This is a genomic window from Falsiroseomonas oryzae (genome assembly GCF_027856955.1).
GTDB classification, from domain to species: Bacteria; Pseudomonadota; Alphaproteobacteria; order Acetobacterales; family Acetobacteraceae; genus Falsiroseomonas; species Falsiroseomonas oryzae.
This window is the reverse complement of sequence record NZ_JAPSMD010000177.1, coordinates 1-10,727: the sequence shown is the minus strand read 5'-3', so window position 1 is coordinate 10,727 and position 10,727 is coordinate 1. Positions and strand designations below refer to the sequence as shown.

The window sequence follows — 10,727 nt, the reverse complement described above, 5'->3', positions numbered from 1 at the left end:
CGCCCAGGCGCGCCTGACGCCGCTGCGCCGCTACCTCGCCGTGGCGACCGGGGAGCACGCGCCGGGCGAGGCGGCGGATGCCGCGCTGGAGCGCGTCGGCCTTGCCGGCGCGGCGCATCGCGCGGCCGGCACGCTCAGCCACGGCCAGCTCCGCCAGCTGGAGATCGCGATGGCGCTCGCCGCCGGGCCGACCGTGCTGCTGCTCGACGAGCCGCTGGCCGGAATGGGCCCCGAGGAGAGCGAGCGACTCGCCCTGCTGCTGAAGGAACTGGCTGCCGACCACGCGGTGATGCTGATCGAACACGACATGGACGTGGTCTTCGCGGTGGCCGACCGGGTCACCGTGATGGTGGACGGGCGCGTGCTGGAGAACGGCACGCCAGAGCACATCAGAAACGCGGCGTCGGTGCGCGACGCCTATCTGGGGCATGCCGCATGACCGCGCCGATCCTCGAAGCCGGCTCCGTGAAGGCCGGCTATGGCACCGGGATGGTGCTGCACGGCATCGACTTCGCCGTCCGCGCCGGCGAGGCCGTGGGGCTGATGGGGCGCAACGGCATGGGCAAGACCACGCTGCTGCGCACCATGCTCGGCCTGCTGCCGCTGCGCAGCGGTCGCGTCGCGATGGATGGCGACGACATCTCCCGCGAGGCGCCGTTCCGCCGTGTCCGACGCGGCATCGCCGTGGTGCCGGAGGGGCGCGGCGTCTTCGCCAGCCTCACCGTGCCGGAGAACCTTCGCCTCGCCGCGCGGCCAGGCGTGGACGGTTCGCGCCATTGGACGGAGGAGCGGGTGCTGGACACCTTTCCGCGCCTGAAGGAACGCCTGTCCAACCGCGGCGACCAGCTCTCGGGCGGCGAGCAGCAGATGCTGGCGATCGGCCGCGCGCTGATGACCAATCCGCGCCTGCTGATCCTGGACGAGGCGACCGAGGGCCTGGCGCCGCTGATCCGCGACGAGATCTGGCGCGTCATCGCCGCCATCCGGGAGACCGGGATCGCCACCATCGTCGTGGACAAGACCGTTGCGTCCATCCTCTCGCTCGTGGACCGCAGCGTCGTGCTGGTGAAGGGCGCGGTGGTGTTCGACGGCCCCCCGGCGGCGCTGCGCGCCGACGAGGAACTCATGCACCGCTGCCTCGGCGTCTGACCGGAGAGAACCGATGACCACCCCCTGCATCATTGCCGTCGCCATCACCGGATCGGTGCCGCGCAAGCGCGACAACCCGGCCCTGCCCGTCACCGTCACGGAGCAGATCGAGAGCACCCACGCCGCCTACGAGGCCGGCGCCAGCCTCGTCCATGTCCATGTCCGCAACGAGGACGAGACGCCGAGCAGCGACCCGCAGAAATTCGCCGCCTTCCAGGAGGGCATCCGCCGCCACTGCCCCGACATCATCGTGCAGTTCTCCACCGGCGGCCGCGGCCGCGCGCTGGAGGCCCGCGGCGCGATGCTGCACCTGCGCCCCGACATGGCGAGCCTCGCCACCGGCAGCGTGAACTTCCCCACCATCGTCTACGAGAACCCGCCCGACTTCGTGCGCACGCTGGCCGGCACCATGCGCGACCTCGGCATCAAGCCGGAAATCGAGGTGTTCGACCTCGCCATGCTGACCAACACGCGGATGCTGGTTGACGAGGGCCTGATCGTGCCGCCGCCGCATGTGCAGTTCGTCTTTGGCGTGAAGCACGCGCTGCCGCCGCGCGAGGACATCCTCGATTTCGAGCTCGGGCTGATGCGGGAGATCCTGCCGGGCGCGACCTGGACGGCGGCCGGCATCGGGCGCGACCAGTTCACCGTGGCCCGCTGGGCGCTCGCCCGCGGCGGCCATGTCCGCACCGGGCTCGAGGACAACATCCGCCTTGACCGGCACACCCTGGCCCCGTCGAACGCTGCGCTGGTCCGCCGCACCGCGGAACTCGCCGCAGAGGCAGGCCGCCCCGTGGCCAGCGCGGCTACCGCTCGCCGCATCCTGGGCCTGTCGCCCGTCTCCGTGCGGAAGGCGGCGTGATGCGCCGTCGGTCCCTGCTGGCGTTTGCTGCCGTCCTGCCGCTGCCGGCCCTCGCGCAGCCCGCGCGGCCCTGGCCGGAGCGGCCGCTGCGCCTCGTCGTGCCCTTCCCGCCGGGCGGCGCGATCGACGCCATGGCGCGCATCCTGGCCGGCCCGATGGCGGAGGCGCTCGGCCAGTCGGTGGTGGTTGAGAATCGGGCCGGCGCGGGCGGCACGACCGGCACCGGCGCCGCCGCGCAGGCGACCGACGGCCACACGCTGCTGATGGTCTCGATCGCCCATGCGGTGAACCGGGCGCTCTACCCGCGCCTGCCCTATGCCGAGGCTGATTTCGTCCCGGTCGGTCCGGTCGCCGTCGTGCCGAACATCCTCGTCGTGCCGGCGGCGCGTCCGTGGCGCAGCGTGGCCGAGCTCGCCGCGGAGGCAACGCGCCGGCCCGGCGCGCTGACCCACGCCTCGGCGGGCAGCGGCACCTCCATCCACCTGGCAGGCGCGCTGTTCGCGGATCTCGCAGGGCTGGCGCTGGAGCACGTGCCCTATCGCGGCTCCGCGCCCGCAGTGACGGACCTCGTCGCGGGGCGCGTGGACATGATGTTCGACAGCGTCACCTCGGCGGGTCCGCACATCGCGTCAGGACGCCTCGTGGCACTCGCGGTGACCACGTCGCAGCGCATCGCGGCGTTCCCGGACCTGCCGACGATGGCCGAGGCCGGGGTGCCGGGCTTCGTGGTGGATCCGTGGTTCGCCATGCTCGCCCCGCGCGCCCTGCCGGTCGCCGCACGCCCGCCGCTCTCCGCCTTGCTGTCGCGGCTGCTGGCCGACGTGGCCGTCGCGGAGCGGCTGGCGAGGATCGGCGCCGAGCCGATGGCCGGCGATGCCACCTCCCTGGCCCGGCTGCTGGAGGAGGAGACCGCGCGCTGGGGCGCCTTCATCCGGCGCACCGGGATACAGCCCGAGTGATGCGCTGCCGTTGCAAGGTCCGGCGCGACGGTGGATGAGGCGCCATGCTGATCCATCGCGACATTCCCGGTCTGCGGGCGGCCCTCGGCCCATGGCGCGCCCGCAGCGCCCGGATTGCCCTGGTGCCGACCATGGGCGCGCTCCATGACGGGCACCTCTCGTTGGTCGCGGCGGCGCGCGCGGCTGCGGAGGTGGTCGTCGTGTCGATCTTCGTGAACCCGACGCAGTTCGGGCCGAACGAGGACCTCTCGCGCTACCCGCGCGACGAGGCGGGCGACCTTGCCAAGCTGCGCGACGCGGGTTGCGACCTGGCATGGCTGCCGACAGTCAACGCGATGTACCCTGAGGGTAGCGCAACCTTCGTGGAGGTGCGTGGTGTCTCGGAAGGGTTCGAGGGCGCGATCAGGCCGGGCCACTTCAGCGGCGTCGCCACGGTCTGCACGAAGCTGTTCCTGCAGACGGGCGCCGACGTCGCGGCCTTCGGCGAGAAGGACTGGCAGCAGTTGCAGGTGGTGCGCCGCGCCGCGCGTGACCTCGACATCCCCGTTCGGATCCTGCCGGTGCCGACGATGCGCGAGGCGGACGGCCTCGCGCTCTCCTCGCGCAACCGCTTCCTCTCCGCCGAGGAACGGGCGAAGGCGCCGCTGCTGTACGCCGCGCTGCGGCGGGCCGCGGCCCGCATCGTCGCCGGCGAGGCGGCAGGCGCCGTGCTGGCCGAGGAGGATGCCGTCCTGCGCGGCGAAGGCTTCGTGCCCGACTACCTCGCTCTGGTCGAGGCGGAGACGCTTCGGCCGCTCGATATCCTGTCGCCGGGCTGCACGGCACGCGTGATCGCCGCGGCGCGGCTCGGCACGGTGCGGCTGCTGGACAATATCCCGCTCGATTGAGCGCACTGCATGCTGTCGCGCCGCGCAAGCGTCGTGCCTCACCGCATGGTTCTTCGGCATCGACCGCGCGCGGGAGGGTTCGTGCCGGTCGCAAGGTCGGCATGGACGCCGAAGGAGCAACCGCCCCGGAAACTCTCCGGCCCACGTACCGCGCCGACACTGGAACTCTGGAAGTTGGAGCCGCAGCTCCCGCCAACAGTGTAAGTCGCCGCCCCGCGAGGGGGCACGACGATGCTCTCAGGCCAATGACAGAGGGGGCAGTCGAACACGCGCGAAGCGGAGGGAGAATGCGCATGTCCCGTTCGGATCGCGACACCGTCGCCGTGATCGGCGCCGGCATCACCGGCATCACCACCGCCTACAACCTGGCCCGCCGCGGCCATGAGGTGACGGTCTTCGACCGCCATCCCGATGCGGCGATGGAGACCTCCTTCGCCAATAGCGGGCAGCTCTCGGCCTCCAACGCCGAGGTCTGGAACAGCTGGGCCACGGTGCTGAAGGGCCTGAAGTGGATGGTCTCGCCCGGCGCGCCGCTGCTCGTGAACCCGAAGCCCTCCCGGCACAAGCTCTCCTGGATGGCGGAGTTCGTTGCCGCAATCCCGCGCTACGAGGAGAACACGGTCACCACCGCCCGTCTTGCAATCGAGGCGCGCCACCACCTGCGCCGCATGGCAGAGGAGGGGGATCAACTTCGACGCCGAGAACCGTGGCAGCCTCCACTTCTACGCGACGAAGCGGGAGTTCGAGGCGACGGCGCGCGTCACGGCGCTGTTGGCCAAGGGCGGGCTTGAGCGCCGCGCGGTGACGCGCGCGGAGATCCGCGCAATCGAGCCGGCGCTGCAGCGCCATCAGGTCCGCACCTGTGGCGATGCCCATGCGCTCGAACATCCAGATCACATCCCCCGTGGCCACATTGCCGGTTGCGCCGGGCGCGAAAGGGCAGCCGCCCCGCCCGCCCACCGCGGCATCGAAAACGCGCAAGCCGCTGCAATGGGCCGCATAGGTCGTGGCAAGGCCGAGACCGTAGGTGTCATGCGCATGATAGGCCCAGGTCGAGACCTGCGGGCAGCAGGCCGCCGCAGCATCGCAGAGGCTCACGACGTGATCCGGCGTCGCGCGCCCCATGGTGTCGCAGAGGCAGATCTCGACATCCGGGCCCAGCGCGGCCGGGCGGCCGATCAGTTCCAGCACCGACCCGAGCGCAATCCGCCCATCGAAGGGGCAGTCGAAGGCGGTTGCCACGGTGATCCGGACGCCCACCTCGGCCGGCAGGGCACCGAGCATGCGCGCATCATCTTCAGCGGAGTCCGCAACGGCATGCCAGACGTTGCTCCGGTTGTGCGCCTCCGACGCGGACAGGACGTGGACAAGGAACCGCGCGCCGGCGGCCACGGCATCCTTCGCGCGACGCGCACTGCGCCACCCGCGCCTGGTTGCCGGGATAGCACGGGTCCTCGGCCAGCTCCGGCCTGCCATCAGCGCCGCGAGCTTGCGGAACAGCGGATCGGAATTGGCGGCGATCAGCAGCGAGGCGCCATCCCTGGAGCGACAGGCGTTGGTCGGCGGCGCCGTCGCGATGCCGCCGCCGGTCGGCTGGCGCACGGTGCCGAGCGCGACGTATTCCGGCAGCGCGCCTTTCAGCAGGCTGAAGACCGCCCCCGTCAGCGCGACGTCGATGCTGCGCCCCTTTCCGTCGCCGCGCGCGGCGTCGCAGCGCCGGAGTGCCGCCATGATCCCGAAGGCGGCATAGATGCCGGACACGCTGTCACCGCTGCGGATGCCGACGCGCACCGGCGGCAGGTCGGTGGGGCCGGGCGGATGGTTGGTCAGGTGGCGCAGCCCGCCGACCGATTCCCCGATCACGCCAAAGGCGGCGCGGTCGCGCTGCGGGCCGCCCGGCCCGTAGGCGGAAATGCGCGCAGCAGCGAGATCCGGCCGCACCCCGCGCAGCGCGGCCTCGCGCAGGCCGAGCCTTTCGAGCGGCCCTGGGTGAAAATCTCGACCAGCACATCGCGGTGCCGACGACCGCCTCGATCCCGCCCGCCGCCTCCAACCTGTCCTCCAGCTGGTTCATCGCGCGGATGTTGGAGCGTCTTCACGAATTGGATCGCGTGCCCGCAGGCTCTCGGCCAGGCCCATGCGTCTCTCTCCCTTCGCCCCAGCTAATTGAGGGCAGCAGAAGCGATGATCACGGCGCCGATGAATTGCAGCCGACGTTGCCGCTCAGCCCGGCCCGCCCCCGACGATCATCCGCTCCACCGTCGCCAGCCGGTCCGCCTCCTCGGCGGGCTTGTCGCGCCGGATGCGGGCGATGCGCGGGAAGCGCAGCGCGACGCCCGATTTGTGCCGGCCGCTGCGCTGCGCGGCGTCGAACTCCACCTCCAGCACCAGGGCCTTCTCCACCTCCCGCACCGGGCCGAAGCGGGCGGTGGTGTTGTTGCGGATCCAGCGGTCCAGCCACAGGAGCTCGGCATCGGTGTAGCCGGAATAGGCCTTGCCGATCGGCACCAGCTCCTCGCCGCCGTTCCCGTCCGGCCGCCACAGGCCGAAGGTGTAGTCGGAGTAATAGCTGCTCCGCTTGCCGTGGCCGCGCTGCGCATACATCAGCACCGCATCCACGCTCAGCGGCGCGCGCTTCCACTTCCACCACAGCCCCTTCACGCGGCCGGCGACATAAGGGCTGTCGGCGCGCTTCACCATCAGCCCCTCGATTGCCGCCTCCCGCGCGCCGGCGCGCACCGCCGCCAGGTGGTCCAGGCTGTCGAAGGGGACGAGGTCCGAGAGGTCCATCCGCGCCGGCCGCGTGCGCGCGTACCACGCCTCCAGCCGCGCGCGCCTTGCGTCGAAGGGCAGCGCGCGCAGATCCTCCTCGCCCTCGAACAGCATGTCGTAGAGCCGCACCGCCACCGGGTGCTGCGCCATCATCCGCGGCGTGACGAGCTTGCGGTTCAGCCGCTGCTGCAGGTCGGCGAAGGGCGCGACCTGCTTGCCCTCTGGGCCGTCCCGTACCACCAGCAGCTCGCCATCCACCACGGCGCGGAAGTCCATCGCCTCGACGATCTCGGGGAAGGCGGCGGAGATGTCCTCCGCACCGCGCGACCACACGCGCCGACCGCCGGCCGTCGCGGCGAGCTGCACGCGGATGCCGTCCCATTTCCATTCCGCCCGGTGCGTCGCCGGATCGAGGCCGACGAGGTCCGGCTCCTCCAGGGGATGAGCCAGCATCAGCGGGCGGAACACGGGCGCGTCGCGCGGATCGGGGCGCGGGCCGTGCCCCTCCAGCCAGGCGAAGAGCGGCCGGTACGGCACCTCCAGCCCATGCCAGACCTCCTCGATCGCATCGACCTGGACAACGACCCTGGGGGCCGCCCACTCGGCCAGCGCGGTCTTCGCCAGCCGGGCGGAGACGCCGACGCGCAGGCCCCCGGTGACCAGCTTGATCAGCGCAAAGCGGCCATTGGCGTCCAGCGTGTCGAGCCAGCCCGCGATCATCGCGGGCAGCTCGCCCTTCGGCGTCACCTCCATGGCCTCCACAACCTCGGCGAGCCCGGGCGGCGGCGCGTTCACGCCCTCCCGCACCGGCCAGATCAGCGCGACCGTCTCGGCGAAGTCGCCGACATAATCGTGGCTCAGCGCCAGCAGCGTGGCGTCGGTGCGTGCCGCGACCAGGTCGCGCACCAGCGCGGGCTTGGCCGCGCGCAGCGACAGCTCTCCGGTCAGCGCCGCCAGCCCGACGCCGCGGTCGGGATCGGGCTGCTCGGCGAACCAGCGGCGCAGCAGCGCAAGCTTCGCGTTGCGGCCGGGGGTGAAGACCAGCCGCTCCAGCAGGGAGGCGAAGGCCGGCACGCTCATTCGTTCATGCCCTCAAGCGGCGGGCGGCCGCTCGGCGCGCGCTGCGCGCCGCCAGCACCGGGGCTCATGGCTGCGCCGCCTCGGCCACCGACGTCTCCGGCGAGGCCTCCTCATCCTCCTCGCCGCGCCCGACCAGGTGCAGCGCCCGGCCACGCACGCCGCGCTGCGCCAGGGCATGGATCAGCGCATCCTCCCGCCCATGCGTCACCCAGACCTCGGGCGCCTGCACTTGCTCGGCCGTCAGCAGCAACTCGTCCCAGTCGGCATGGTCGGAGACGATCAGCGGCAGTTCCACGCCCTTCGCCTTGGCCCGCTGCCGGACCCGCATCCAGCCCGACGCCGCGCAGACCACCGGCTCCGCCAGGCGCCGTACCCAGGGCGTCGCCTCCGCGCCGGAGGGTGCCAGCACGATCTCGCCCGCCAGCAGCCCGCCGCCGCCGCGCTTCGCCGGCGTAGGCACCGGCCGCAGCTCGCCAAGGCCGACGCCAAGTTCCTGGTACAGCGTGCACAGCGCCTGCAGCCCGCCATGCAGGAAGATCGGCCGGTCCCAGCCGGCCTCGCGCAGCAGCCGGATCAGCCGCTGGCACTTGCCCAGCGCATAGACGCCGACGAGATGCGCCCGGTCGGGAAACAGGCGCACGCTCTCCAGCAGCCGCGCCGCCTCGGCCTCGGCCGGGGGGTGGCGGAACACCGGCAGGGCGAAGGTCGCCTCCGTCACGAAGACGTCGCAGGGCACCGGCTCGAACGCCGCGCAGGTCGGGTCGCGGCGCCGCTTGTAGTCGCCCGAGACGACGATGCGGCTGCCCCGCCACTCGATCACCACCTGCGCCGAGCCGAGCACATGCCCCGCCGGCACCAGCCGGATCGTCACCCCGTCGCGGGTCAGCGTCTCGCCCGGCCGCAGCGCCTGCTGCGCGCGGCCGGCCCGCCCCTCGCCCAGCCGCGCGCGCATGATGGCCAGCGTCTCCGGCGTGGCCAGCACGGCGTCGTGGTCGGGCCGGGCGTGGTCGGAATGCCCGTGGGTGATCACCGCGCGCGGCACCGGGCGCAGCGGATCGACGAAGAAGTCGCCGGGCTCGCAGTACAGGCCCTGCGGCGTCACGCGCATCCAGGTGTCGGGGTTCGGGGGAGCCATCGGCATGGCGGGAAGATGGGCATGCATCGCCCGGGCGCCGAGGGTGGCGCGGGCAGGCCGCACCCGGCGGTCTGGCCAGCCACGCACGAATCATCCATGTTGCGCCGCATCTCAGAACGGGCCATGCGACCTGCGAGCGCGGCGCGACTGCACCTCCGGCGCATTGCCGGGGCGGACGGACGTGCGGGGGCTCCCCCCCGGCCGCGACCGGGACAAGGAAAGGCGATTGCGATGAGCACCACCACGGGCGCCGCCACGGCCGCCACCTCCGCCGAGGCCGCGGCCGCACTCGCCAACCGGGCGCTCTGGACCTCCATCGGCCGCGTCGTCTGGGAGCGCGAGTTCCGCGCGGCCAACCCCGGCGCCACGCCGGCCGAACTGCGGGCCGCCTGGAAGTCGGCGCGGCCCGAATACCTCAAGGTCGGCCGCTGGATGCAGAGCCGCCTCGCGCGGGCCGGCATCACGCTGCAGGCTGCGCCGACCGAGAGGCGCTCCGACTGACCTCGCCCGTGACGCCTGACGCCGCGCCCGGGACCGCCGGGCCGGAGGATCTCGCCGCCCAGAACCTCGCGCGGCTGCACGCCTTCCTCACCGGGCCCCTGCCCCAGGGCAAGGCCTGCGCCCCCCGTATCGAGACGCTGGAGGGGGCGCTGGTACTGCCCGGCAGCGGCCAGCTTCTGCCGGGCGACCCGCGCCTGGCGGAGCGTTTCGGCGGGCTGGGCGAGGCGTTTCCGCGCGGCACGGCCTTCTACGACGGCGGCGTCTACGACGCCGCGGGCCGGCTCGTGGAGGAGGCGATCCATATCGGCGGCGGGCGGCGCCATGTGCCGGGGCTGCTGCCCAGCGCCGACCGCGCGGAGCGGCTGGAGGGCACCTGGCTCTGGGGCGGCGTGCTGCACGCCCATTTCGGCCATTTCCTCACCGAGAGCATCGGCCGGCTCTGGGCCTGGCCCGAGATCTCCCCGGCACCGCAGGGCGTGATCTGGCTCCTGCCGAACCATGTCGGGCCGCGCCGCGCCGAGCAGGCGCAGGCCCTGCCGACATTCTCCTATATCGGCCGCATCCTCGGCCTGCTCGGCGTCGCCGGTCCGCATCGCGTCGCCACCACGCGGCCGCTGCGGGTGGAGCGGCTGGTCGTCTCCTCGCAGCTGCTGGCCAATGCCGGCGGCGGGCTCATCACCGGCCATCCCGCCTTCCACGCCTTCGTCCGCCGCCTGGCCGAGGGCGCGCCGCCAACCGGCAGCGGGAAGCCGCTCTACGTCTCCCGCGCCGGGATGGCAAAGGGCGGCCGCTTCGTGCTGGAGGAGGAGATCGAAGCCGCCTTCGCCGCCGCCGGCTGGGACGTCCTGCGCCCCGAGAAGCTGGACGTGGCGGCGCAGGTCGCCGCCTATGCCGCCGCCGACCGGCTGGTCTTCGCGGAGGGCTCCGCGCTCCATCTCTACGCCCTGGTCGCGCGGCCCGACCAGCGGGTCGCCGTGCTGACCCGCCGCGCGCCGGCCAAGCGGAAATTCGAGGTCCAGCTGCGCGGCTTCGGCGTGCAGGAGGCGCATACGCTCGACGTGGTGCGCGCCACGCTGCTGCCGACGAAGCCCGGCCCGGCCGGACAGCCCGTGCCGCTGCCGCGCAAGGATGGCGACGCCGTGCTGGATTGCGCGGCGCTGGAACAGGCCCTCGTCGCCATCGGCTTCGTCGCCCCGGGCACCTGGCACGGCCCCACCGCCGACCGGCTCGATGCCGCGGCGGAGCAGGTCTGCGCCGCCCGCAGCGCGGAGGAGCCGGCCACCCCCTGCCGCATCTTCCCGCGCGAGGGCGAGCCGCTCAGCGTCGCGCGGCTTCGGGCGGCGGCCAGCCGTCACGCGGGCCGGGCGGGCTGAGCCGTCCCG

10 protein-coding genes, 1 pseudogene and 1 riboswitch are annotated in these 10,727 nt (G+C 73.0%); of the genes and pseudogenes, 8 read left to right on the top strand and 3 right to left on the bottom strand.

The window, feature by feature from the left end; all coding sequences use genetic code 11:
- The 6 genes from OZN99_RS17030 to OZN99_RS17005 all read left to right on the top strand — a co-directional run.
- The coding region (locus OZN99_RS17030) for an ATP-binding cassette domain-containing protein (RefSeq protein ID WP_270936457.1) at positions 1–439 on the top strand (439 nt) is incomplete at its 5' end.
- Positions 436–1,149, top strand: a complete 714-nt coding sequence (locus tag OZN99_RS17025) for an ABC transporter ATP-binding protein (protein WP_270936456.1) — start codon at positions 436–438, stop codon at positions 1,147–1,149. The genes OZN99_RS17030 and OZN99_RS17025, both read left to right, overlap by 4 nt.
- A 13-nt stretch (positions 1,150–1,162) precedes the next feature.
- Positions 1,163–2,011, top strand: coding sequence for a BKACE family enzyme (locus OZN99_RS17020; RefSeq protein ID WP_270936455.1), 849 nt, complete (start codon positions 1,163–1,165; stop codon positions 2,009–2,011).
- Complete coding sequence (locus OZN99_RS17015) at positions 2,011–2,970, top strand: Bug family tripartite tricarboxylate transporter substrate binding protein (RefSeq protein ID WP_270936454.1); 960 nt, start codon at positions 2,011–2,013, stop codon at positions 2,968–2,970. The genes OZN99_RS17020 and OZN99_RS17015 overlap by 1 nt, the downstream gene beginning before the upstream one ends.
- 44 nt (positions 2,971–3,014) lie before the next feature.
- On the top strand, positions 3,015–3,857 hold the full coding sequence (gene panC / locus OZN99_RS17010) for a pantoate--beta-alanine ligase (RefSeq protein WP_270936453.1): 843 nt from the start codon (positions 3,015–3,017) through the stop codon (positions 3,855–3,857).
- A 60-nt stretch (positions 3,858–3,917) separates the two neighbouring features.
- Positions 3,918–4,018, top strand: a riboswitch (glycine riboswitch).
- A gap of 132 nt (positions 4,019–4,150) precedes the next feature.
- A complete protein-coding gene (locus OZN99_RS17005; RefSeq protein ID WP_270936452.1) occupies positions 4,151–4,648 on the top strand; it encodes an FAD-dependent oxidoreductase in 498 nt (165 codons plus the stop codon).
- A 58-nt stretch (positions 4,649–4,706) separates the two neighbouring features.
- Here the strand turns inward: OZN99_RS17005 and OZN99_RS17000 are convergent.
- The 3 genes and pseudogenes from OZN99_RS17000 to OZN99_RS16990 form a co-directional block, all read right to left on the bottom strand.
- Positions 4,707–5,840, bottom strand: a pseudogene (locus tag OZN99_RS17000) (CoA transferase); the annotation flags it as partial.
- A gap of 240 nt (positions 5,841–6,080) precedes the next feature.
- Positions 6,081–7,709: a cisplatin damage response ATP-dependent DNA ligase gene (locus OZN99_RS16995; RefSeq protein ID WP_270936451.1), complete on the bottom strand. Its 1,629-nt coding sequence runs from the start codon at positions 7,707–7,709 to the stop codon at positions 6,081–6,083.
- 64 nt (positions 7,710–7,773) lie between these two features.
- On the bottom strand, positions 7,774–8,844 hold the full coding sequence (locus OZN99_RS16990; RefSeq protein ID WP_456299883.1) for a ligase-associated DNA damage response exonuclease: 1,071 nt from the start codon (positions 8,842–8,844) through the stop codon (positions 7,774–7,776).
- A 231-nt stretch (positions 8,845–9,075) separates the two neighbouring features.
- On the opposite strand from OZN99_RS16990, the gene OZN99_RS16985 reads away from it, so the two are divergent.
- The gene (locus OZN99_RS16985; protein ID WP_270936449.1) at positions 9,076–9,345 is read left to right on the top strand and encodes a hypothetical protein; all 270 of its coding nucleotides are present in this window, start codon (positions 9,076–9,078) and stop codon (positions 9,343–9,345) included.
- Between the two features lie 8 nt (positions 9,346–9,353).
- Complete coding sequence (locus OZN99_RS16980; RefSeq protein WP_270936448.1) at positions 9,354–10,718, top strand: glycosyltransferase 61 family protein; 1,365 nt, start codon at positions 9,354–9,356, stop codon at positions 10,716–10,718.
- Positions 10,719–10,727 lie beyond the last annotated feature (9 nt).

Excerpts from the sequence above, each read along its gene's own strand:
- OZN99_RS16995 (WP_270936451.1), bottom strand. The coding sequence starts at position 7,709 with ATGAGCGTGCCGGCCTTCGCCTCCCTGCTGGAGCGGCTGGTCTTCACC.
- OZN99_RS17015 (WP_270936454.1), top strand. The coding sequence starts at position 2,011 with ATGCGCCGTCGGTCCCTGCTGGCGTTTGCTGCCGTCCTGCCGCTGCCG.
- OZN99_RS17020 (WP_270936455.1), top strand. The coding sequence starts at position 1,163 with ATGACCACCCCCTGCATCATTGCCGTCGCCATCACCGGATCGGTGCCG.
- OZN99_RS17005 (WP_270936452.1), top strand. The coding sequence starts at position 4,151 with ATGTCCCGTTCGGATCGCGACACCGTCGCCGTGATCGGCGCCGGCATC.
- OZN99_RS17025 (WP_270936456.1), top strand. The coding sequence starts at position 436 with ATGACCGCGCCGATCCTCGAAGCCGGCTCCGTGAAGGCCGGCTATGGC.
- panC (WP_270936453.1), top strand. The coding sequence starts at position 3,015 with ATGCTGATCCATCGCGACATTCCCGGTCTGCGGGCGGCCCTCGGCCCA.
- OZN99_RS16985 (WP_270936449.1), top strand. The coding sequence starts at position 9,076 with ATGAGCACCACCACGGGCGCCGCCACGGCCGCCACCTCCGCCGAGGCC.
- OZN99_RS16990 (WP_456299883.1), bottom strand. The coding sequence starts at position 8,844 with ATGGCTCCCCCGAACCCCGACACCTGGATGCGCGTGACGCCGCAGGGC.